Below are 20,242 nucleotides of genomic sequence, written 5' to 3' on the forward strand. Positions count from 1 at the left end.
AATGCCTTACACCTTGCCCGAACTGCCTTACGCCTACGATGCCCTGGAGCCGCATATTGATGCGCAGACCATGGAGATCCATTACACCAAGCACCACCAGACCTATATCAACAACCTCAACGCGGCCGTCGACGGTACCGAATACGCCGAGTGGCCCATCGAAAAGCTGGTCGCCAGCGTCAGGCAATTACCCGAGAACCTTCGCCCCGCAGTGATCAATCAGGGCGGCGGTCATGCCAACCATTCGCTGTTCTGGGAAGTCATGGTGCCCGGCGGTGGCGGTCTGCCGAAAGGTGAGGTCGCTAAAGCCATCGACGCCCAGTTGGGCGGCTTCGACAGTTTCAAGGAAGCCTTCACCAAGGCGGCGCTGACTCGCTTTGGCAGCGGCTGGGCCTGGCTGAGCGTTACGCCGGACAAGAAGCTTGTGGTGGAAAGCAGCGGTAATCAGGACAGCCCGTTGATGAGCGGCAACACGCCGATTCTGGGTCTCGACGTATGGGAGCACGCCTACTACCTGCGCTACCAGAACCGTCGTCCTGAATACATCAATGCGTTCTACAACGTCGTCAACTGGGACGAGGTGTCCCGGCGTTATCAGGCCGCTGTGGCCTGATATTCCTCAACACGAACCAAGGCCGTCTATGCGTTCTGAAATACTCGCTGTCAGCAGTGTCCGGTTGTTTCGTCTTGCAGTAGGCACCGTGCTGCTCTTGGCGGGTATGGCTTTACTGGCGGCTCAAGGGTTGGCCTGGCTGAACCTTGAGCCGCGCCTGCTGCGTGCCTTGGAAGGTGGCGCGATCTGCGCTCTGGGAACTGCGCTGGGTGCGGTGCCGGTGTTGGTGATCCGCAAGATGCCAATCATGGTGTCGGACGGTCTGCTGGGTTTTGGCGCCGGGGTGATGCTGGCCGCGACGGCATTCTCACTGATCGTGCCGGGCCTCGCAGCTGCCGAGGGCCTGGGGTTAACGCCGTGGGGCGCTGGCGGCCTGATCGGACTTGGAATCGTTCTGGGTGCCCTTGGCCTGTTCGCAGTGGATTACAGCGTTTCTCAGGGCGCGCAGTCCGGAAGCATTCAGGATCACCCGGCAATTGCGCCGCGTATCTGGCTGTTCGTGATCGCCATCGTGGCGCATAACATTCCAGAGGGCATGGCAATTGGTGTATCGGCAGGCGGAGGCTTGTCGGAAGCTGACAGTCTGGCCATCGGTATTGCCTTGCAGGATGTGCCTGAAGGACTGGTGATCGCGATGGTACTGGCGGGGGCGGGGATGTCGCGGGTCAGGGCGTTTCTGATCGGCGCCGCGTCCGGGTTGGTGGAGCCTCTGTTCGCATTACTGGGGGCCTGGCTCGTCGCAATCGCCGAGCCTTTGCTGCCATTCGGTCTGGCTCTTGCCGCAGGCGCCATGCTGCTGGTGGTGACCCACGAAATCATCCCCGAATCACGTCTCAATGGACACAACAGGATCGCCAGTCTGGGGCTGATTGCAGGGTTCTGTCTGATGATGGTGATGGATACAGCGCTGGTCTGACAATTGAGTGGGGCGTGTAAGAAGTGTCTTACTCGCCTTCGTCAAACTTGTTGTTGATCAGCTCGACCAGGCCATCCAGTGCTTCCTGCTCATCTTCACCTTCAGTCGAAAGATGAATTTCGGTGCCTTTGCCAGCGGCCAGCATCATCACGGCCATGATGCTTTTGCCGTCGACCATGCTCTCCGGCGAGCGGCCAACTCTTATCTGGCAAGCGTGTTTGCCTGCGACCCCTACGAACTTGGCGGCTGCGCGGGCATGCAGGCCCAGTTTGTTGATGATGGTGATTTGACGAGCGGGCATCGCAGAGGTGTTCCTTTCAGCTGAGGTCGCGGTGGCGAACCTGAACGTTCTTGAGTGATGGTTGCAGAACCTGCCCCAGCCGCTCTGTCAGATAGACAGACCGGTGATGCCCGCCTGTGCAGCCAATGGCAATGGTCACATAGGACCGATTGCTTGCAGCGAAACGAGGCAGCCATTTAGTGAGGTAGGAAGAGATGTCCTGGAACATTTCTTCAACGTCGGGCTGTGCCGCCAGATAATCGATGACAGGTTGTTCGAGTCCCGAATGATCGCGCAGCTCAGGCTTCCAGTACGGATTGGGCAGGCAGCGCACATCAAAGACCAGGTCTGCATCGACCGGCATGCCGCGCTTGAAACCGAACGACTCGATCAGAAACGCAGTGCCTGGTTCCGGCTTGTTCAACAGACGCAGCTTGAGCGTGTCGCGCAGTTGGTAAAGATTGAGGTGAGTGGTGTTGATCTTGAGGTCGGCCAGATCGATGATCGGCCCCAGCAGCGCGCTCTCGTCACGTATGGCCTCGGCCAGCGAGCGGTCCGATGTACTCAGCGGATGGCGCCGGCGGGTCTCGGAAAAGCGCTTCAGCAGGGTGGCTTCGTCGGCATCCAGATACAACACATCGCACTGGATATTGCGCGCACGTACCTCGTCGAGCATGGCCGGGAAGCGGGTCAGGTGACTGGGCAGGTTGCGGGCATCGATGGAAACCGCCAGCAGCGGTTCGGCCAGTTCGGTGTTGATCAAGGCTCGTTCGGCAAGCTCCGGAAGCAATCCGGCAGGCAGGTTGTCGACACAGTAGAAGCCGCTGTCTTCCAGTACATCGAGCGCCGTGCTCTTGCCCGAGCCGGAGCGGCCACTCACGATGATCATGCGCATGGTCAGTTGCCGTTCTGCACGTCTAGCACCACTTGATAGAGCGCTTCATTGGTCTTGGCGCTGCGCAGGCGTGTCCGGACATCCTTGGAATCAAGCATGCTGGCGATCTGGCGCAGCAGTTCCAGATGCTTGTCTGTGGCAGCCTCCGGGACCAGCAGCACGAACAGCAGATCGACAGGCGCGCCGTCGATGGCATCGAAGTCTACGGAATCGTTGAGATGAATGACGGCACTGACAGGTTCGCCACAGGTGGCAAGACGGCAGTGAGGGATGGCAATACCGTTGCCGAAACCGGTGGAGCCAAGTTTTTCACGGGCGACGAGCGCCTTGAATACTGTTTCCCAATCAAGCCCCGGTACTTCGCGGCCAATCAGTCGGGCAATATGTTCGAGTACGCTTTTCTTGCTGCCGCCCGGCACGTTCACTTCGGAACGGCCGGGGGTCAGGATTTCTTCAAGTCGGATCATGTGTGGTGAGCGTCAGCGAGCGTTTGCACCCTTGAGGATGCTTTGCTGCTTTTCCTTATGCTTGAGCAATTGTCTGTCGAGCTTGTCAGTGAGCAGGTCGATGGCCGCGTACATGTCGTCATGTTCAGCATTGGCAACTACCTCTCCACCGTGGATATGCAGCGTGGCTTCGATCTTCTGTTTCAGTTTCTCGACCGCCATCGTGACCTGCACGTTTGTAATCTTGTCAAAATGCCCTTCGAGTTTCTTGAGCTTTAGCTCAACGTATTCACGGAGTGGCTTGGTCACTTCCAGTTGGTGTCCACTGATGTTGACTTGCATACAGCTTCTCCTTTGCCAGTGCATAAAGAGGCAGGCGTAATGCCTGCCACTGGAACGCTGTGGCTCGGCCTGCATCACATCAGTCGCTTGCGCTCGCTGGACGGTGCAATCCCAAGAGATTCGCGGTATTTGGCAACTGTGCGACGGGCTACTTGAATGCCTTGTGCCTCCAGTAAACCAGCGATCTTGCTATCACTCAACGGCTTTTTCTGATTTTCCGCCGCAACCAGTTTTTTGATGATTGCGCGAATTGCCGTGGATGAGCACTCGCCGCCTTCTGAGGTGCTGACGTGACTGGAGAAGAAGTATTTCAGCTCGTAAATACCGCGTGGCGTGTGCATGAACTTCTGCGTGGTAACGCGGGAAATCGTTGATTCATGCATGCCCACCGCCTCGGCGATATCGTGCAATACCAGCGGCTTCATGGCCTCATCGCCATACTCCAGAAAGCCGCGCTGATGCTCGACGATCTGAGTGGCGACCTTCATCAGCGTTTCGTTGCGGCTTTGCAGGCTCTTGATGAACCAGCGGGCTTCCTGCAACTGATTGCGCATGAAGGTGTTGTCGGCGCTGGTGTCTGCACGGCGTACGAAGCCTGCATACTGCGGATTGACTCGCAGGCGCGGTACCGATTCCTGGTTCAGCTCGACCAGCCAGCGTTCGTTGTCCTTGCGCACGATGACATCTGGAATGACGTACTCGGCTTCGGTGGATTCGATCTGCGAGCCTGGGCGCGGATTCAGGCTCTGCACCAGTTCGATAACCTGACGAAGTTCGTCTTCCTTGATTTTCATGCGACGCATGAGCTGGCCGTAGTCACGGCTGCCCAGCAGGTCGATGTAATCGGTAACCAGGCGCTGCGCTTCGCTCAGCCAGGGCGTCTTTGCCGGTAGCTGGCGCAGTTGCAGCAGCAGGCATTCGCTCAGAGTGCGCGCACCGATGCCGGCCGGTTCGAATTGCTGGATGCGGTGCAGGACGGCTTCGATCTCATCAAGCTCGATATCCAGCTCGGGATCGAAGGACTCGAGAATCTCTTCAAGAGTCTCGTCGAGATAGCCTTGATTGTTGATGCAGTCGATCAGCGTGACGGCGACTAGGCGATCCTTGTCGGACATCGGAGCAACATTGAGCTGCCAGAGCAGGTGGCTTTGCAGGCTTTCTCCGACGGATGTACGGGTGGTGAAGTCCCACTCATCATCGTCATTGCTGGGCAGGCTGCTGGCGCTGGTCTGGTAGATGTCTTCCCAGGCCGTATCGACAGGCAGCTCATTGGGAATGCGCTCGTTCCATTCGCCTTCCTCGAGGTTATCTACGGTAGGCGCAGATTCCTGATAGGTCGGTTCCTGAACATCGGGATTGGGCTTTTGTTCGATGTTGTCCGCCATCGGGTCGGAGTTATCGAAGTCGTCGCCTTCCTCCTGGCGTTCCAGCATGGGGTTCGATTCCAGCGCCTCCTGGATCTCCTGCTGGAGGTCCAGTGTGGATAGCTGGAGTAAGCGGATTGCCTGTTGCAGCTGCGGTGTCATCGTCAGCTGCTGGCCCATTCTCAAGACTAGCGATGGTTTCATGGCAGGGGCTAAACACCTTATTCGCCGGCGCTCACGCGCCATCCACTACAGGCGCCGAAACGCCAACTTAAGCAAATTATATGCCTGAAAGCACGGCGTTTGCCTAGAGCGTTACGAGAAATAATGTCTTGTCAATAAGCCGCATCGATATTGGCGGCCTTGAAGGGCCGGATGCGGCTTTTTCAAAGGCGGCTTTTACAGGCGGAATTCGTGACCCAGATAGACTTCTTTAACCAACTGGTTTGCCAGAATGGTTTGCGAGTCGCCTTCTGCGATCAGTTGTCCGTCATTGACGATATAAGCTGTTTCACAGATATCCAGCGTTTCGCGAACGTTGTGGTCGGTGATCAGCACGCCAATGCCCTTGGCCTTGAGGTGATGAATGATCTGCTTGATGTCGCCTACCGAAATAGGGTCCACGCCTGCGAAGGGTTCGTCCAGAAGGATGAACTTGGGTGCTGTCGCCAGGGCGCGTGCAATCTCCACACGGCGACGTTCGCCGCCCGAAAGGCTCATGCCGAGGTTGTCGCGGATATGCGTGATGTGGAATTCCTGGAGGAGGCCTTCCAGTTCCTTGCGTCGGGCAGCGGTGTCGAGTTCCTTGCGGGTCTCGAGGATAGCCATGATGTTGTCGGCCACCGACAGCTTGCGGAAGATCGAGGCTTCCTGCGGCAGATAACCGATGCCTGCACGAGCACGACCATGCATGGGTTGATGGCTGACGTCCAGGTCGTCGATCAGTACACGGCCCTGATCAGCCTGTACCAGTCCGACAATCATGTAGAAGCAGGTGGTCTTGCCGGCACCGTTGGGGCCCAGCAGGCCGACAATCTGGCCGCTTTCGATGGAAATGCTCACATCGCGCACGACCTGACGGCTTTTGTAGCTTTTAGCCAGATGCTGGGCTTTAAGCGTCGCCATTACTGGGCCTTCTGCGGTTGATCGGTTTTCTTTTTCGGCTGGATAACCATGTCGATTCGTGGGCGTGGCGTGGTCACTTTAGCGCCACCGTTGGCACGGCCTGCACTGACGACCTGCCTGACCGTGTCGTAGACGATCTTCTCGCCTTCGGACGTGTTGCCGTCGTTGACAACCTTGGCCTTGTCGATCAGGACGATACGGTCCTGAGCGGCGTAATACTGAATGGTGACGGCGTACGCCTGCACGATCGGTTTGTCGACCGCCGGCTTTTGCTCGTAGTAGGCCAGGTTGCCGACAGACGTGAAGATATCCACTTCGCCCTGAGCGTTGCGCGTGATGGTCACCGTATTGCCGGTGATCTTCATCGAACCTTGCGTGATGATGACGTTGCCCTTGTAGGTGGCAACGCCCTTCTTGTCATCAAGCTGCGCATCATCGGACTGAATGTGGATCGGCTGATCGCGGTCAGTTGGCAGGGACCAGGCGCTCGCGCTTCCCAGTGCTGCGCCCAGGCCGAGCAAAAAAGGAAGAGTTTTAACGAGCCTCATACTGTCCTCTGACGTTGGACAGCAGGTCCATCCTGCTGTCTTTCAAATATGCTTTCATTCCCTTGGCCGTAGTGACACCGCCAGCAGCGTCGATTCTAACGTCTTGGTCGGTCTGCGCATATTGCTTCTGTGGGAATACGGTCATGCGACTACTGGTGATGATAGTCGTACGTTGTTTTTCGTCGGTGCGCGCAACGCGAACCGAATCGATCAATTCCACCTGCTCGCCTCCAGGGGAGACCTCGCCCTGCTTGCTCTGCACATGCCAGGGGAACTCGGTGCCGCGGTACATCTGCAGATCAGGTGTGGTCAGCAGGGTCACGTCAGTGGCCTTGACATGCTCTACCTTGTCAGCCGTCATTTCGTATTGGAGGCCACCGTCCGGCAAGTACTGATGGGTGTGCGTATTGACCGCATAGTAATCAATGGCGGTCTCGTCGACCGGGCTCACTGGCTGGTCCATGAAGCTTTCCGGGTTGATGTTCCAGTAGCCTACGGCACCGAACAACAATACCAGCACTCCGAAAAACATCAGTTTTCGAATTTTCTTGCTGAACATAAATGGCTTCTATAGATAGGCGGAGTTGGCCGCTTCAAGGTTGCCTTGCGCGCTCAGGATCAGTTCGCAAAATTCGCGTGCAGCCCCTTCGCCGCCGCACGCTTGTGTAATGCCGTGAGCGTGTTGGCGGACAAAACCGGCCGCATTGGCAACCGCCATGCCCAGACCGACGCGTCGTATGACCGGCAAGTCTGGCAGATCATCGCCCAGATAGGCGACCTGTTCGTAACTCAGGTTCAATTCGGCCAGCAGTTGGTCCAGTACCACCAATTTGTCTTCGCGCCCCTGATAAAGGTGCTCGATGCCCAGATTCTTTGCCCGGCGCTCAACCACGGGTGTTTTTCTGCCACTGATAATGGCCGTGGTCACACCGGAGGCTATCAGCATTTTGATGCCTTGGCCGTCGAGTGTGTTGAATGTCTTGAATTCACTGCCGTCTTCAAGAAAGTACAGTCGACCGTCCGTCAGTACGCCGTCGACGTCGAAGACCGCCAGTTTGATGGCTTTGCCGCGTTGCATCAGTTCGCTGTTCGCTGCCTGGGTCTGCATTTACATCACTCCTGCGCGCAGGAGATCCTGCAGGTTGAATGCCCCGACCGGGTGATCGTTTTCGTCAACAACGACCAGGGCGCTGATCTTGTTATCTTCCATTATTTTCAGCGCTTCTGCAGCGAGCATGTCCGCATTCACCGTTTTGCCGTGAATCGTCATGACTTCGTCTATGGTGGTTTCACGTATGTCGAATGGACGATCCAGTGTGCGTCGCAGATCTCCATCAGTGAAGATGCCTGCCAGTGTACCGTCGGTTTCCAGCACAGCCGTCATGCCAAGACCCTTGCGGGTCATTTCCAGAAGCGCATCGCGCAACGGGATGCCACGCTTGACTGTAGGCAGTGCATCTCCCGAGTGCATCACATGCTCGACCTTGAGCAGCAAGCGTCGACCCAATGCGCCGCCCGGATGAGAAAAGGCGAAATCTTCGGCGGTAAAACCCCGGGCTTCAAGCAGTGCAACGGCCAGCGCATCACCCATCACAAGGGCGGCGGTGGTGGATGAGGTGGGTGCCAGATTCAGAGGGCATGCCTCATGCAGTACGCTGACATTCAGATTTACGTCAGCGGCCTTGGCAAGCGTCGAGTCAGGGTTACCGGTCAAGCTGATCATTCGGATACCCAAACGCTTGATCAAGGGCAGCAGGGTGACGATCTCGCTGGTCGTCCCTGAGTTGGAGAGGCTCAGGATTATGTCGTCCCGGGTAATCATGCCCATGTCGCCGTGGCTGGCTTCAGCCGGGTGAACAAAGAACGAAGTCGTCCCGGTGCTCGCCAGTGTGGCGGCAATCTTATTGCCAATGTGCCCTGATTTACCCATTCCAACGACGACAACGCGGCCTTTGCTGGAGAGAATCATTTCACAGGCATGCACAAAATCTGCATCAAGGCGTGCAAGCAGGCTTTCAATTGCTTCCATTTCTAGGCGAATGGTGCGTTGCGCGGATTGAATCAGGTCACTGGATTGGTTCATATCTTGAAAGGATCGCACTGCTGAAAGGCGGCGATTATAGCGGTATTGTACGATTCCCTCACGTCTGATCGTCGTTGTGTCGTTTATAAACGAATTTCCTGCGCGTTGGAGGGTCTGTAGCTGGGCGGTGCAGGTTGCACTGCGAATGGCGCTGCTGATGGAGCGCTCAATGGTTATCCGGTGAATATCTGAACCTACTGGTTCTCTTCTTGGGTGGCGTGTCGCTGCGATGGTATAGTCCGCCGCTCGTTCGGCCCGCCTGGACGGCTTGTCTCCCTTTGGGGGTTGGCGGCTGAGGAGGGAGGCTGTATCGCAAGGAGTTTAGATGAGTCCTGATAACGCTTACGCGGTCGAGTTGAAAGGGGTTTCCTTCAAACGCGGCACGCGCAGCATTTTCAATAATGTCGATATTCGTATTCCCCGGGGCAAGGTCACGGGAATCATGGGGCCGTCCGGCTGCGGCAAGACTACGCTGCTGCGTCTGATGGGCGCACAGCTGCGCCCGAGCGAAGGGCAGGTGTGGGTCAACGGCCAGAATCTGCCAGAGCTGTCGCGCAGTGATCTGTTTGACGCTCGTAAGCAGATGGGCGTGCTGTTTCAGAGCGGCGCCCTGTTTACGGATCTGGACGTGTTCGAAAACGTGGCATTCCCGCTGCGTGTTCACACCGAACTGCCCGAAGAGATGATCCGCGATATCGTTCTGCTCAAGCTGCAGGCCGTTGGGCTGCGCGGAGCGGTTGAATTGATGCCTGACGAACTGTCAGGTGGCATGAAGCGCCGTGTTGCGCTGGCACGTGCGATAGCCCTTGATCCTCAGATTCTGATGTATGACGAACCCTTTGTCGGGCAGGACCCGATCGCCATGGGGGTTCTGGTGCGTCTGATCCGGCTGCTCAACGATGCACTGGGAATTACCAGTATCGTTGTGTCTCATGACCTGAGCGAAACCGCGAGCATTGCCGATTATCTGTACGTCGTCGGTGACGGACAGGTGTTGGGGCAGGGCACGCCTCAGGAACTGATGTCCTCGGACAATCCGCGCATTCGTCAATTCATGACCGGTGAGCCAGACGGCCCTGTGCCATTCCATTATCCGGCGCCGGATTTTCGCGAAGACCTGTTGGGGAAGCGCTGATGCGCAATAAGTCACTGATGGACCGTATCCGCCTGCTTGGGCGTTCGGCCATAGATATCATTACCGTTCTGGGGCGTTCAGGCATATTTCTCGGCCATGCCCTGCTGGGTCGAGGCGGCACGGGCAGCAGTTTTCAATTGCTGGTCAAGCAACTGTATTCGGTCGGCGTCATGTCGCTGGTCATCATTGTCGTCTCCGGTGCCTTCATCGGCATGGTACTGGCGCTGCAGGGTTTCAGTATTCTGACCAAGTACGGTTCCGAGCAGGCGGTCGGGCAGATGGTTGCGCTGACTCTGTTGCGTGAACTGGGTCCGGTCGTAACCGCTCTACTGTTCGCCGGTCGCGCGGGCTCTGCACTCACTGCAGAGATCGGCAACATGAAATCCACGGAGCAGTTGTCGAGCCTCGAAATGATCGGTGTCGATCCGCTCAAGTACATCGTTGCGCCGCGCCTTTGGGCAGGTTTCATTTCTTTGCCGATTCTGGCGATGATTTTCAGCGTGGTCGGTATCTGGGGTGGATCCTGGGTGGCGATCGACTGGCTGGGCGTCTATCAGGGCTCCTTCTGGTCGAACATGCAGAACAGCGTTTCTTTCACGAACGATGTGCTCAATGGCGTCATCAAAAGCGTCGTATTTGCTTTTGTGGTGACATGGATTGCCGTTTTCCAGGGTTATGACTGCGATCCCACTTCCGAGGGGATCAGTCGTGCTACGACCAAGACCGTGGTGTATGCCTCGCTTGCAGTGCTGGGCCTGGACTTTATTTTGACCGCCTTGATGTTTGGAGATTTCTGATGCAAAACCGCGCCATCGAAACCGGTGTCGGCCTGTTCCTGCTGGCCGGGATACTGGCTCTGCTCTTGCTGGCCCTGCGAGTCAGTGGCCTGAGCACCAGTGCAACCAACGACAGTTATAAACTTTATGCCTACTTCGACAATATTGCCGGTTTGACTGTCAGAGCCAAGGTAAGCATGGCCGGTGTCACGATCGGCAGGGTCACCGCGATCGATCTGGACCGCGATACCTACACCGGTCGTGTCACGCTGGAGATCCAGAAGAAGGTAGACAATCTTCCGGCAGACTCCACGGCGTCGATCCTGACGGCGGGCCTGCTGGGTGAGAAATACATAGGTTTGAGCGTAGGTGGCGATCAAGCGCTGCTCAAGGACGGGTCGACCATCCATGACACGCAGTCATCCCTCGTTCTTGAGGATCTGATCGGGAAGTTCCTGCTCAATACTGTAAGCAAAGACGCCAAATGAGGAGCTATAAATGATCTCGATTCTGCGCCGTGGCCTTCTGGTATTACTGGCCGCCCTGCCTATGCTGGCCAATGCCGCGTCGGCAACGTCAGCCCATGATCTGGTAGATCGCACCACCAAGGAATTGCTGAGTGACCTTTCGGCCAACAGAGAGCAGTACAAAGCCAATCCGGGTGCGTTCTACGATGCCCTGAACCGCATCGTCGGTCCTGTGGTGGATGCCGATGGCATTTCCCGCAGCATCATGACAGTCAAGTATTCGCGCAAGGCTACGCCTGAGCAGATGCAGCGCTTTCAGGAAAACTTCAAACGCAGCCTCATGCAGTTTTATGGCAACGCCTTGCTTGAGTACAACAACCAGGGCATTACCGTTTCGCCTGCCAAGGAAGAGGGTGCCGAACGCACCAGCGTAGATATGCAGGTCAAGGGTAATAATGGTGCTGTGTACCCGGTTTCCTACACCCTTGAAAAGGTCAGTGGTGAGTGGAAGGTGCGTAACGTCATCATCAACGGTATCAACATTGGCAAATTGTTCCGCGATCAGTTCGCCGACGCCATGCAGCGTAACGGCAACGACCTGGACAAGACGATCGATGGCTGGGCTGGCGTAGTCGCCAAGGCCAAGGAAACCACCGACCAAGCTGCGCAGAAGTCTGCACAATGAGTGAGACGGCTGTCCGTCTGGTCGGGCCTGGTGAGCTGAAACTGGTCGGGGTTCTGGATTACCGCACCGGGCCGCAACTGCGCAAGCAGGGCGCGGCGCTGATCAGGTCCGGTGATCTCGAGACCCTGACGCTGGACTGTTCAGGCGTCGAGAAATCCAGCAGCGTGGGCCTGGCCCTGTTGCTGGCGTTCATGCGTGACGCGAGCGAAGCCGGCAAGTCGCTCAAGGTGCAGTGTCTGCCCGAAGACATGCGTGAAATCGCTCAGGTTTCAGGACTGAACGAGCTTCTGGACATCCATTAACAGGTCAATCGGAAAAGCCCTCTGTCCGGCACCCCATCATCGGGGTTCGCATAGCATGGGCTTTTTTGTATCATGGCCGACCCGCGCGCGTTCAGCGCCGATCGAGGTTAAGCATGCAGGCCCTAGAAGTGAAAGCCTTCCTTGAAGGAAAGCTGCCCGAAATCAATGTGGAAGTCGAAGGCGAAGGCTGCAACTTCCAGCTGAACGTGATCAGTGACGAGATGGCCAGTCTGAGCCCCGTCAAGCGTCAGCAACAGATTTATGCCCATCTGAACCCTTGGATTGCCGACGGCAGTATCCACGCGGTGACTATGAAATTTTTCAGCCGCGCTGCCTGGGCCGAGCGCACCTGAGCCAATTGGTGTCGAGATTCTAATGGATAAATTGATTATTACCGGTGGTGCTCGTCTTGATGGCGAAATCCGCATTTCCGGGGCAAAGAACGCTGCGCTGCCGATCCTGGCTGCGACCTTGCTGGCCGATGGGCCGGTTACCGTTCAGAACCTGCCGCACCTGCACGATATCACCACCATGATCGAGCTGTTCGGCCGCATGGGCATCGAGCCTGTGATCGACGAAAAGCTGAGCGTGGAAATCGACCCTCGCACCATCAAGACCTTGATCGCACCGTATGAACTGGTCAAGACCATGCGCGCGTCGATTCTGGTACTCGGCCCGATGGTTGCGCGCTTCGGCGAAGCAGAAGTCGCGCTGCCTGGTGGTTGCGCCATTGGTTCTCGTCCGGTTGACCTGCACATCCGTGGTCTTGAAGCCATGGGCGCGATCATCGACGTCGAAGGCGGCTACATCAAGGCCAAGGCGCCTGAGGGCGGCCTGCGCGGTGCCAATTTCTTCTTCGATACCGTAAGCGTGACCGGTACAGAGAACATCATGATGGCCGCCAGCCTGGCGAACGGTCGCAGTGTGCTGCAGAACGCTGCGCGTGAGCCTGAAGTGGTCGATCTGGCGAACTTTTTGATCGCCATGGGTGCGAAAATCCACGGCGCAGGCACCGACACCATCACCATCGATGGTGTAAAGCGTCTGGGTTCGGCGACCTACAAGGTCATGCCTGACCGTATCGAAACCGGTACCTATCTGGTTGCGGCGGCCGTTACCGGCGGTCGCGTCAAGGTCAAGGACACCGATCCGACCATTCTGGAAGCCGTTCTGCTCAAGCTTCAGGAAGCCGGCGCCGAGATCACCACCGGCAACGACTGGATCGAATTGAACATGCATGGCAAGCGGCCCAAGGCCGTCAATGTGCGGACCGCCCCTTACCCGGCGTTCCCGACCGATATGCAGGCGCAGTTCATTTCGCTCAACGCCATTGCTGAAGGCACTGGCGCAGTGATCGAAACCATCTTCGAAAACCGTTTCATGCACGTGTACGAAATGCACCGCATGGGCGCGCATATCCAGGTGGAAGGCAATACGGCCATCGTGACCGGCATGCCAAGCCTAAAGGGCGCGCCAGTCATGGCGACCGACCTGCGTGCTTCGGCCAGTCTGGTGATTTCGGCTCTGGTCGCCGAAGGCGATACCCTGATCGACCGCATTTACCACATAGACCGTGGTTACGAGTGCATCGAAGAGAAGCTGCAGATGCTGGGCGCCAAGATCCGTCGCGTTCCGGGCTAGTGGTCAACGACCCTGGCGCCTCAAGTGCGCCGGGGTTGTCGTTCGATAGCAGGTGTGATTTCCGATTCGTTTCACCTCCGGCACTCTGTGCCTGAGGATTGTCATGCGCCGCTTGCGTCATGCCAAAAGTTTCCTGATAAGGACTTACGTTTCCCATGTTGACCATCGCACTGTCCAAGGGCCGCATTCTTGACGACACCCTGCCGCTTCTTGCTGAGGCAGGCATCGTGCCGACCGAGAATCCGGACAAGAGCCGCAAGCTCATCATTCCCACGACCCAGCCTGATGTGCGTCTGCTGATCGTGCGTGCCACGGACGTACCGACGTATGTCGAGCATGGCGCCGCTGACCTGGGTGTGGCGGGCAAGGATGTGTTGATGGAATACACCGGACAGGGGCTTTACGAGCCGCTGGATCTGCAGATTGCCAAGTGCAAGCTGATGACTGCCGGTGCCATCGGCGCTGTAGAGCCCAAGGGCCGCCTGCGCGTCGCTACCAAGTTCGTCAACGTCGCCAAGCGTTATTACGCCGAGCAGGGTCGTCAGGTCGACATCATCAAGCTGTACGGCTCGATGGAGCTGGCCCCGCTGATCGGTCTGGCCGACAAGATCATCGACGTGGTCGACACCGGCAACACACTGCGTGCCAATGGTCTTGAGCCACAGGAACTGATCGCGACCATCAGTTCGCGTCTGGTGGTCAACAAGGCTTCCATGAAAATGCAGCACGCGCGTATTCAGGCGCTCATCGACACCCTGCGCAAGGCAGTGGAGTCGCGACACCGCGGCTGACCCGATCACGCAACGTTGAGTTGCGTCCAGCTATCCGTGTCATAGCCAAATTTCTCAGGTGCCTGCGCGGATAGCTTGGTAGCTTTAGGCTCCTGAGCATCCGCCAATTATTGAGGCCCTCGCCATGACCACTTCCACCGCTATTCGCCGACTCGATGCTGCCGACCCGGATTTCGCCCGACATCTGGATCATCTGCTGAGCTGGGAAAGTGTGTCTGACGACTCGGTCAATCAGCGCGTGCTCGACATCATCAAGGCTGTGCGTGAACGTGGCGACGCCGCACTGGTCGAGTTCACCCAGCGCTTCGATGGCCTGCAGGTCGCGTCGATGGCCGATCTGATTCTGCCCCGCGAACGTCTGGAACTTGCGCTGACGCGTATCACGCCAGTCCAGCGACAGGCGCTTGAGAAGGCTGCCGAGCGTGTTCGCAGTTATCACGAAAAGCAGAAGCAGGACTCCTGGAGCTACACCGAAGCCGACGGCACGGTGCTTGGCCAGAAGGTTACGCCGCTGGATCGTGCAGGCCTTTATGTGCCGGGCGGCAAGGCATCCTACCCGTCATCGGTGTTGATGAACGCTATTCCTGCCAAAGTAGCGGGCGTGACCGAAGTGGTCATGGTCGTGCCGACGCCGCGTGGCGAGATCAACGAACTGGTGCTGGCTGCGGCCTGCATCGCCGGCGTCGACCGCGTATTCACCATCGGTGGCGCACAGGCCGTTGCGGCCTTGGCCTATGGCACTGAAAGCGTGCCGAAGGTCGACAAGGTCGTGGGTCCCGGCAACATTTATGTCGCCACGGCCAAGCGCCACGTGTTTGGCCAGGTGGGTATCGACATGATCGCCGGTCCGTCCGAGATTCTGGTGGTATGTGACGGTCAGACCGATCCTGACTGGATCGCCATGGACCTGTTCTCCCAGGCCGAGCATGACGAAGATGCGCAAGCGATTCTGGTCAGTCCGGACGCTGAGTTCCTGGACCGCGTCGCCGCCAGCATTACTCGTCTGCTGCCAACGATGGAGCGTGCAGCGATTGTCGAGACGTCCATCAATGGCCGCGGCGCGCTGATCAAGGTGGCTGATATGGCGCAGGCCATCGAAGTGGCCAACCGCATTGCACCCGAGCACCTGGAGTTGTCGGTGGCCGACCCTGAAGCATGGCTGCCGCAGATTCGCCATGCCGGCGCCATCTTCATGGGCCGTCACACCTCCGAGGCGCTGGGCGATTACTGCGCCGGTCCCAATCATGTGTTGCCGACCTCCGGCACGGCGCGTTTCTCGTCGCCACTGGGGGTCTACGATTTTCAGAAGCGCTCTTCGATTATCTATTGCTCGCCAGAGGGCGCGTCGGAACTGGGCAAGACGGCTTCCGTGCTGGCTCGTGGCGAATCGCTGAGTGGCCATGCCCGCAGCGCCGAATATCGAATTACCGACCCGAGCTGGAAAGCCGGTCGCACAGAGGAAGGCAACTGATGAGCAAATTCTGGAGTCCCTTCGTTCGCGATCTGGTGCCTTACGTGCCGGGCGAGCAGCCCAAACTGAGCAAGCTGGTCAAACTCAACACCAACGAAAACCCGTATGGCCCGTCTCCCAAGGCGCTCGAAGCCATGCGCGGTGCGCTCACCGACGACCTGCGCCTTTACCCTGATCCCAATAGCGACCTGCTCAAGCAGGCGGTGGCCCGTTATTACAGCGTCGAGCCCAACCAGGTCTTCCTGGGCAACGGCTCCGACGAGGTGCTGGCGCATATCTTCTACGGGTTGTTCAAGCACGATGCACCGCTGCTGTTTCCGGACATCAGCTACAGCTTCTACCCGGTCTATTGCGGCCTGTATGGCATCGATTATGAAGCGGTAGCGCTGGACGAGCAGTTTCAGATCCGTGTCCAGGATTATGCGCGTCCGAACGCCGGTATCATCTTTCCCAACCCCAACGCGCCCACCGGCTGTCTGTTGGCGCTGGAGGCGGTCGAGCGGATCATCAAGTCCAGTCCGGATTCGGTAGTGGTTGTGGACGAGGCGTACATCGACTTTGGTGGCGAGACCGCGATTGCGCTGGTCAATCGTTATCCGAATCTGCTGGTGACCCAGACCCTGTCCAAGTCGCGTTCACTGGCGGGGCTGCGCGTCGGTCTTGCGGTCGGCCATCCTGATCTCATCGAAGCGCTGGAACGGGTCAAGAACAGCTTCAACTCCTACCCGCTGGACCGCATGGCGAATGTGGGCGGAGCGGCAGCATTCGACGATCACGAGCACTTCGAGGTGACGCGCAACAACGTCATCCAAAGCCGTGAAGCGCTGGTTGAACAGTTGCAGGCCAAAGGTTTCGAGGTGCTGCCTTCAGCCGCCAACTTCATCTTCGCTCGCCACCCACAGCACGATGCCGCCGAACTGGCTGCGAAACTGCGTGAGCAAGGCGTGATCGTGCGTCACTTCAAGCAGCAACGCATCGCGCAGTTCCTGCGCATCAGTATTGGTACGCCGGAACAGCATCAGGCATTGCTGGAAGGGTTGAGCGACATCTGAGAGCTGTGACACGCGTAGCGCCGCGGGACGCCTCACAGTCTGATCTGACCCCAGGAAGTCAGATGGGCGTCCAGCTTCTGGGGTGCAGATCGGTCCGTTGGTTGCAGCAAGACAGGTGTCTAACGGTGAGCGCGCAGCGAGGGCCCGATCTTGTTCGAGGGTTGTCGGTTCTGTCTACGCGCCACAATCCGTTACCCCGCCCGTTTCGAATCACTCGGGATTCGCAGCAGGCGTCGGCGCAGGAGGCGGTCGCAGGCCTACTTCGGCGCTGAGTCGCAACTCCTTGCCATTGCGCATCACGTCTATGGCGATCTTGTCCTTGGGCTTGGTGCGCGCCACCTGGTTCATCGAGCGGCGGCCATCGCCGGCCGGTTCGCCATTGATGCTCAGAATCACGTCACCCAACTGCAGCCCGGCTTTCTGCGCCGGTCCATCGCGGAAGATGCCGGCGACCACGATGCCCGGACGATCTTTCAAGCCAAACGACTCTGCCAGTTCCTGAGTCAGCGGTTGAACTTCGATACCCAGCCAGCCACGAATGACCTGACCGTGTTCGATGATTGACTTCATGACGTCCATCGCCAGCTTGGTCGGAATGGCGAAACCGATGCCCTGCGAGCCACCGGATTTGGAAAAGATCGCCGTATTGATGCCGGTCAGGTTGCCGCTGGCATCCACCAGCGCGCCGCCCGAGTTGCCCGGGTTGATCGCCGCGTCGGTCTGAATGAAGTCTTCATAGGTGTTAAGGCCCAGCTGATTGCGACCCGTGGCGCTGATGATGCCCATGGTCACTGTCTGACCGACGCCGAACGGGTTGCCGATGGCCAACGCCACGTCACCGATGCGGATACCGTCCGAGCGGGCGATGGTGATCGACGGCAGGTTTTTCAGGTCGATCTTGAGAACGGCCAGATCGGTTTCCGGGTCATTGCCGATCACGCGCGCGATGGTTTCGCGGCCGTCCTTGAGCGCCACCACGATCTGGTCAGCGCCAATGGTCACGTGGTTGTTAGTCAGCAGGTAGCCTTCCGGGCTCATGATCACGCCGGAGCCCAGGCTGGATTCCATGCGCTTCTGTTTCGGCGTGTTATCGCCGAAGAACCGCCGGAACTGCGGGTCTTCGAACAGCGGATTGTTGCCCTTGTTGACCATCTTGGTGGTATAGAGGTTGACCACCGCTGGCGCGGCGGCACTGACTGCATCCGCGTAGGACGACGGGCCCTGCATGATATTGGTGGTCTGCGGCGCCTGTTGCAGATTGACATCCAGGCTGGGCAGTCCGACCCACTGTGGATAACGCTGGATGATCAGCATGGCGATAAGCACACCGGCCAGCAGCGGCCAGCCAAAAAAGCGCAGTGCCTTGAGCATTGAACACGTCCTGATGGTTTCGGCGCAGAGATTTTTGCCGCGGGTGCGCCATAATGGCGGGCATTATACGAGTACAAAGCAGCTCTGAACTGCATATTTAGGAGTCTTTTATGGCTGTTGCCCTGAGCACCCTGGTTGAAGAAGCCGATCGCTATCTGAACAGCGCCCGTATTCAGGATTACTGCCCCAACGGCCTGCAGGTCGAAGGCCGTCCGCAAGTGATGCGCATCGTCAGTGGCGTCACTGCTAGCCAGGCGTTGCTGGACGCCGCGGTCGAAGCCCAGGCCGACCTGATCCTGGTGCACCATGGCTATTTCTGGAAAGGCGAAAACCCCTGTGTCGTCGGCATGAAACAGCGCCGCCTGAAAACGTTGCTCAAGCATGACATCAGCCTGTTGGCCTATCACCTGCCGCTGGATGTTCATCCGGACGTGGGCAATAACGTGCAACTGGCTCGGCAGCTGGACATCACCGTTGAGGGCCCTCTTGATCCGGAAAACCCCAAGGTGGTCGGTCTGGTCGGTTCACTGTCCGAAGCCGTGACTGCGCGTGATTTCGCCCGTCGAGTGCAGGACGCGCTGGGGCGCGAGCCGTTGCTGATCGAAGGCAGTCAGATGATTCGTCGGGTCGGCTGGTGCACGGGGGGCGGGCAGGGTTACATCGACCAGGCGGTGCTTGAAGGCGTCGATCTGTTCCTGAGCGGCGAAGCGTCAGAACAGACCTTTCACAGTGCCCGTGAAAACGACATCAGTTTCATTGCCGCCGGACACCATGCCACCGAACGTTACGGTGTTCAGGCACTGGGGGATTATCTGGCGCGGCGCTTTGCGGTCGAGCACATCTTTATCGACTGCCCCAACCCGATCTGACCGATCAAACGGCGGAGCATATGCATAGATCGTTTCGATCTAGCCGCTGCGCTGATTAGCGATATCACGCATGATAAAGTGCGCGGCTCGAATACGGCCCGCAGGCCGCCCCGGGTTTTCCCGGTCCAACGAACGCAATCCGTGAGTAACCATGGTTGATAAACTGACGCATCTGAAACAGCTGGAGGCGGAAAGCATCCACATCATCCGCGAGGTCGCCGCCGAGTTCGATAACCCGGTGATGCTGTACTCGATCGGCAAGGATTCGGCCGTGATGCTGCACTTGGCGCGCAAGGCTTTCTTTCCGGGCAAGCTGCCGTTTCCGGTCATGCATGTCGACACCCGCTGGAAATTCCAGGAAATGTATCGCTTCCGCGACCAGATGGTCGAGGAAATGGGCCTGGACCTGATCACCCACATCAACCCCGATGGTGTGGCGCAAGGCATCAACCCGTTCACGCACGGCAGTGCCAAGCACACCGATATCATGAAAACCGAGGGCCTCAAGCAGGCGCTGGACAAGCATGGTTTTGATGCAGCGTTCGGTGGCGCACGCCGTGACGAAGAAAAGTCACGTGCCAAAGAGCGCGTCTACTCCTTCCGTGACAGCAAGCACCGCTGGGACCCGAAGAACCAGCGTCCCGAGCTGTGGAACGTGTACAACGGCAACGTCAACAAGGGCGAGTCGATCCGTGTGTTCCCGCTGTCGAACTGGACCGAGCTGGACATCTGGCAGTACATCTACCTGGAAGGTATCCCGATTGTGCCGCTGTACTTCGCGGCCGAGCGTGACGTGATCGAGAAGAACGGCACGCTGATCATGATCGACGACGATCGTATCCTCGAGCATCTGACCGACGAGGAAAAGGCGCGCATCGTCAAGAAGAAGGTGCGTTTCCGTACACTTGGCTGCTACCCGTTGACCGGTGCTGTCGAGTCCGAAGCCACCAGCCTGACTGACATCATTCAGGAAATGCTGCTGACGCGAACTTCCGAACGTCAGGGCCGTGTCATCGACCACGATGGTGCCGGCTCAATGGAAGAAAAGAAACGTCAGGGTTATTTCTAAG

25 protein-coding genes are annotated in these 20,242 nt (G+C 58.0%); 14 read left to right on the plus strand and 11 right to left on the minus strand.

Going from position 1 to position 20,242, the window contains the following annotated elements:
* Window position 1 precedes the first annotated feature (1 nt).
* Together KDX39_RS20985 and KDX39_RS20990 are read left to right on the plus strand one after the other, a co-directional pair.
* A complete protein-coding gene (locus KDX39_RS20985) occupies window positions 2-613 on the plus strand; it encodes a superoxide dismutase (protein ID WP_231661681.1) in 612 nt (203 codons plus the stop codon).
* A 28-nt stretch (window positions 614-641) separates the two neighbouring features.
* Window positions 642-1,529, plus strand: coding sequence for a ZIP family metal transporter (locus KDX39_RS20990; RefSeq protein ID WP_231661682.1), 888 nt, complete (start codon window positions 642-644; stop codon window positions 1,527-1,529).
* 28 nt (window positions 1,530-1,557) lie between these two features.
* Here the strand turns inward: KDX39_RS20990 and KDX39_RS20995 are convergent, their stop codons facing one another.
* From KDX39_RS20995 to KDX39_RS21040, 10 genes are all read right to left on the minus strand, one after another.
* Window positions 1,558-1,830: an HPr family phosphocarrier protein gene (locus tag KDX39_RS20995; protein WP_099226336.1), complete on the minus strand. Its 273-nt coding sequence runs from the start codon at window positions 1,828-1,830 to the stop codon at window positions 1,558-1,560.
* Window positions 1,831-1,846: 16 nt separating this feature from the next.
* On the minus strand, window positions 1,847-2,704 hold the full coding sequence (rapZ, locus tag KDX39_RS21000) for an RNase adapter RapZ (protein ID WP_231661683.1): 858 nt from the start codon (window positions 2,702-2,704) through the stop codon (window positions 1,847-1,849).
* Between the two features lie 2 nt (window positions 2,705-2,706).
* Window positions 2,707-3,171, minus strand: a complete 465-nt coding sequence (gene ptsN / locus KDX39_RS21005; protein ID WP_004881552.1) for a PTS IIA-like nitrogen regulatory protein PtsN — start codon at window positions 3,169-3,171, stop codon at window positions 2,707-2,709.
* Window positions 3,172-3,183: 12 nt separating this feature from the next.
* Window positions 3,184-3,492: a ribosome hibernation-promoting factor, HPF/YfiA family gene (gene hpf, locus KDX39_RS21010; protein WP_004881551.1), complete on the minus strand. Its 309-nt coding sequence runs from the start codon at window positions 3,490-3,492 to the stop codon at window positions 3,184-3,186.
* A gap of 74 nt (window positions 3,493-3,566) precedes the next feature.
* Window positions 3,567-5,060 carry an RNA polymerase factor sigma-54 gene (locus KDX39_RS21015; RefSeq protein ID WP_025996319.1) on the minus strand — a complete coding sequence of 498 codons (1,494 nt, stop codon included), beginning with the start codon at window positions 5,058-5,060 and terminating at the stop codon, window positions 3,567-3,569.
* 195 nt (window positions 5,061-5,255) lie between these two features.
* Window positions 5,256-5,981 (minus strand): LPS export ABC transporter ATP-binding protein, encoded by a 726-nt coding sequence (gene lptB / locus KDX39_RS21020; RefSeq protein ID WP_099226334.1) that lies wholly within the window; start codon window positions 5,979-5,981, stop codon window positions 5,256-5,258.
* Window positions 5,981-6,529 carry a lipopolysaccharide transport periplasmic protein LptA gene (gene lptA, locus KDX39_RS21025; protein WP_099226333.1) on the minus strand — a complete coding sequence of 183 codons (549 nt, stop codon included), beginning with the start codon at window positions 6,527-6,529 and terminating at the stop codon, window positions 5,981-5,983. The genes lptB and lptA overlap by 1 nt, the downstream gene beginning before the upstream one ends.
* The gene (gene lptC, locus KDX39_RS21030; RefSeq protein WP_231661684.1) at window positions 6,516-7,088 is read right to left on the minus strand and encodes an LPS export ABC transporter periplasmic protein LptC; all 573 of its coding nucleotides are present in this window, start codon (window positions 7,086-7,088) and stop codon (window positions 6,516-6,518) included. Before lptC ends, lptA begins: the two co-directional genes overlap by 14 nt.
* A 9-nt stretch (window positions 7,089-7,097) precedes the next feature.
* Window positions 7,098-7,637, minus strand: coding sequence for a KdsC family phosphatase (locus tag KDX39_RS21035; RefSeq protein WP_231661685.1), 540 nt, complete (start codon window positions 7,635-7,637; stop codon window positions 7,098-7,100).
* Window positions 7,638-8,612, minus strand: coding sequence for a KpsF/GutQ family sugar-phosphate isomerase (locus tag KDX39_RS21040; protein ID WP_231661686.1), 975 nt, complete (start codon window positions 8,610-8,612; stop codon window positions 7,638-7,640).
* Window positions 8,613-8,937: 325 nt separating this feature from the next.
* Between KDX39_RS21040 and KDX39_RS21045 the strand changes: the two genes are divergently transcribed.
* The 10 genes from KDX39_RS21045 (at window position 8,938) to hisC (ending at window position 16,932) form a co-directional block, all read left to right on the plus strand.
* On the plus strand, window positions 8,938-9,747 hold the full coding sequence (locus KDX39_RS21045; RefSeq protein WP_099226330.1) for an ATP-binding cassette domain-containing protein: 810 nt from the start codon (window positions 8,938-8,940) through the stop codon (window positions 9,745-9,747).
* Window positions 9,747-10,544, plus strand: coding sequence for a lipid asymmetry maintenance ABC transporter permease subunit MlaE (mlaE, locus tag KDX39_RS21050; RefSeq protein ID WP_099226329.1), 798 nt, complete (start codon window positions 9,747-9,749; stop codon window positions 10,542-10,544). The genes KDX39_RS21045 and mlaE overlap by 1 nt, the downstream gene beginning before the upstream one ends.
* Window positions 10,544-11,011 carry an outer membrane lipid asymmetry maintenance protein MlaD gene (mlaD, locus tag KDX39_RS21055; RefSeq protein ID WP_004881542.1) on the plus strand — a complete coding sequence of 156 codons (468 nt, stop codon included), beginning with the start codon at window positions 10,544-10,546 and terminating at the stop codon, window positions 11,009-11,011. Before mlaE ends, mlaD begins: the two co-directional genes overlap by 1 nt.
* A 10-nt stretch (window positions 11,012-11,021) precedes the next feature.
* A complete protein-coding gene (locus KDX39_RS21060; protein WP_231661687.1) occupies window positions 11,022-11,675 on the plus strand; it encodes an MlaC/ttg2D family ABC transporter substrate-binding protein in 654 nt (217 codons plus the stop codon).
* Window positions 11,672-11,977 carry an STAS domain-containing protein gene (locus tag KDX39_RS21065; RefSeq protein WP_099226327.1) on the plus strand — a complete coding sequence of 102 codons (306 nt, stop codon included), beginning with the start codon at window positions 11,672-11,674 and terminating at the stop codon, window positions 11,975-11,977. Before KDX39_RS21060 ends, KDX39_RS21065 begins: the two co-directional genes overlap by 4 nt.
* 113 nt (window positions 11,978-12,090) lie before the next feature.
* Window positions 12,091-12,330 (plus strand): BolA family protein, encoded by a 240-nt coding sequence (locus KDX39_RS21070; RefSeq protein ID WP_099226326.1) that lies wholly within the window; start codon window positions 12,091-12,093, stop codon window positions 12,328-12,330.
* A 22-nt stretch (window positions 12,331-12,352) separates the two neighbouring features.
* Complete coding sequence (murA, locus tag KDX39_RS21075; protein WP_004881538.1) at window positions 12,353-13,618, plus strand: UDP-N-acetylglucosamine 1-carboxyvinyltransferase; 1,266 nt, start codon at window positions 12,353-12,355, stop codon at window positions 13,616-13,618.
* A gap of 155 nt (window positions 13,619-13,773) precedes the next feature.
* Window positions 13,774-14,409, plus strand: coding sequence for an ATP phosphoribosyltransferase (hisG, locus tag KDX39_RS21080; protein ID WP_004881537.1), 636 nt, complete (start codon window positions 13,774-13,776; stop codon window positions 14,407-14,409).
* A 124-nt stretch (window positions 14,410-14,533) separates the two neighbouring features.
* Window positions 14,534-15,880, plus strand: a complete 1,347-nt coding sequence (gene hisD / locus KDX39_RS21085) for a histidinol dehydrogenase (RefSeq protein ID WP_231661688.1) — start codon at window positions 14,534-14,536, stop codon at window positions 15,878-15,880.
* Window positions 15,880-16,932 carry a histidinol-phosphate transaminase gene (hisC, locus tag KDX39_RS21090; RefSeq protein ID WP_231661689.1) on the plus strand — a complete coding sequence of 351 codons (1,053 nt, stop codon included), beginning with the start codon at window positions 15,880-15,882 and terminating at the stop codon, window positions 16,930-16,932. Before hisD ends, hisC begins: the two co-directional genes overlap by 1 nt.
* A gap of 210 nt (window positions 16,933-17,142) precedes the next feature.
* Here hisC and algW read toward each other — a convergent pair whose 3' ends face one another.
* Window positions 17,143-18,303: a Do family serine endopeptidase AlgW gene (algW, locus tag KDX39_RS21095; RefSeq protein WP_099226322.1), complete on the minus strand. Its 1,161-nt coding sequence runs from the start codon at window positions 18,301-18,303 to the stop codon at window positions 17,143-17,145.
* 110 nt (window positions 18,304-18,413) lie between these two features.
* On the opposite strand from algW, the gene KDX39_RS21100 reads away from it, so the two are divergent.
* Window positions 18,414-19,172, plus strand: coding sequence for a Nif3-like dinuclear metal center hexameric protein (locus KDX39_RS21100; RefSeq protein WP_099226321.1), 759 nt, complete (start codon window positions 18,414-18,416; stop codon window positions 19,170-19,172).
* Between the two features lie 151 nt (window positions 19,173-19,323).
* The gene (gene cysD / locus KDX39_RS21105; protein WP_024687156.1) at window positions 19,324-20,241 is read left to right on the plus strand and encodes a sulfate adenylyltransferase subunit CysD; all 918 of its coding nucleotides are present in this window, start codon (window positions 19,324-19,326) and stop codon (window positions 20,239-20,241) included.
* The last annotated feature ends 1 nt before the right edge of the window (window position 20,242 follow it).

The organism is Pseudomonas sp. CDFA 610, from assembly GCF_021147865.1.
In the GTDB taxonomy this organism is placed as follows: Bacteria; Pseudomonadota; Gammaproteobacteria; order Pseudomonadales; family Pseudomonadaceae; genus Aquipseudomonas; species Aquipseudomonas alliivorans.

What these genes read in the sequence shown, in the direction of transcription:
- hisD (WP_231661688.1), top strand. Translation starts at nt 14,534, where the DNA reads ATGACCACTTCCACCGCTATTCGCCGACTCGATGCTGCCGACCCGGAT.
- ptsN (WP_004881552.1), bottom strand. Translation starts at nt 3,171, where the DNA reads ATGATCCGACTTGAAGAAATCCTGACCCCCGGCCGTTCCGAAGTGAAC.
- KDX39_RS21070 (WP_099226326.1), top strand. Translation starts at nt 12,091, where the DNA reads ATGCAGGCCCTAGAAGTGAAAGCCTTCCTTGAAGGAAAGCTGCCCGAA.
- lptB (WP_099226334.1), bottom strand. Translation starts at nt 5,981, where the DNA reads ATGGCGACGCTTAAAGCCCAGCATCTGGCTAAAAGCTACAAAAGCCGT.
- hpf (WP_004881551.1), bottom strand. Translation starts at nt 3,492, where the DNA reads ATGCAAGTCAACATCAGTGGACACCAACTGGAAGTGACCAAGCCACTC.
- lptA (WP_099226333.1), bottom strand. Translation starts at nt 6,529, where the DNA reads ATGAGGCTCGTTAAAACTCTTCCTTTTTTGCTCGGCCTGGGCGCAGCA.
- KDX39_RS20995 (WP_099226336.1), bottom strand. Translation starts at nt 1,830, where the DNA reads ATGCCCGCTCGTCAAATCACCATCATCAACAAACTGGGCCTGCATGCC.
- KDX39_RS21060 (WP_231661687.1), top strand. Translation starts at nt 11,022, where the DNA reads ATGATCTCGATTCTGCGCCGTGGCCTTCTGGTATTACTGGCCGCCCTG.
- KDX39_RS20990 (WP_231661682.1), top strand. Translation starts at nt 642, where the DNA reads ATGCGTTCTGAAATACTCGCTGTCAGCAGTGTCCGGTTGTTTCGTCTT.
- murA (WP_004881538.1), top strand. Translation starts at nt 12,353, where the DNA reads ATGGATAAATTGATTATTACCGGTGGTGCTCGTCTTGATGGCGAAATC.
- KDX39_RS21100 (WP_099226321.1), top strand. Translation starts at nt 18,414, where the DNA reads ATGGCTGTTGCCCTGAGCACCCTGGTTGAAGAAGCCGATCGCTATCTG.
- mlaE (WP_099226329.1), top strand. Translation starts at nt 9,747, where the DNA reads ATGCGCAATAAGTCACTGATGGACCGTATCCGCCTGCTTGGGCGTTCG.
- KDX39_RS21035 (WP_231661685.1), bottom strand. Translation starts at nt 7,637, where the DNA reads ATGCAGACCCAGGCAGCGAACAGCGAACTGATGCAACGCGGCAAAGCC.
- KDX39_RS21015 (WP_025996319.1), bottom strand. Translation starts at nt 5,060, where the DNA reads ATGAAACCATCGCTAGTCTTGAGAATGGGCCAGCAGCTGACGATGACA.
- KDX39_RS21045 (WP_099226330.1), top strand. Translation starts at nt 8,938, where the DNA reads ATGAGTCCTGATAACGCTTACGCGGTCGAGTTGAAAGGGGTTTCCTTC.
- KDX39_RS21040 (WP_231661686.1), bottom strand. Translation starts at nt 8,612, where the DNA reads ATGAACCAATCCAGTGACCTGATTCAATCCGCGCAACGCACCATTCGC.
- hisG (WP_004881537.1), top strand. Translation starts at nt 13,774, where the DNA reads ATGTTGACCATCGCACTGTCCAAGGGCCGCATTCTTGACGACACCCTG.
- KDX39_RS20985 (WP_231661681.1), top strand. Translation starts at nt 2, where the DNA reads ATGCCTTACACCTTGCCCGAACTGCCTTACGCCTACGATGCCCTGGAG.
- cysD (WP_024687156.1), top strand. Translation starts at nt 19,324, where the DNA reads ATGGTTGATAAACTGACGCATCTGAAACAGCTGGAGGCGGAAAGCATC.
- lptC (WP_231661684.1), bottom strand. Translation starts at nt 7,088, where the DNA reads ATGTTCAGCAAGAAAATTCGAAAACTGATGTTTTTCGGAGTGCTGGTA.
- rapZ (WP_231661683.1), bottom strand. Translation starts at nt 2,704, where the DNA reads ATGCGCATGATCATCGTGAGTGGCCGCTCCGGCTCGGGCAAGAGCACG.
- algW (WP_099226322.1), bottom strand. Translation starts at nt 18,303, where the DNA reads ATGCTCAAGGCACTGCGCTTTTTTGGCTGGCCGCTGCTGGCCGGTGTG.
- KDX39_RS21065 (WP_099226327.1), top strand. Translation starts at nt 11,672, where the DNA reads ATGAGTGAGACGGCTGTCCGTCTGGTCGGGCCTGGTGAGCTGAAACTG.
- mlaD (WP_004881542.1), top strand. Translation starts at nt 10,544, where the DNA reads ATGCAAAACCGCGCCATCGAAACCGGTGTCGGCCTGTTCCTGCTGGCC.
- hisC (WP_231661689.1), top strand. Translation starts at nt 15,880, where the DNA reads ATGAGCAAATTCTGGAGTCCCTTCGTTCGCGATCTGGTGCCTTACGTG.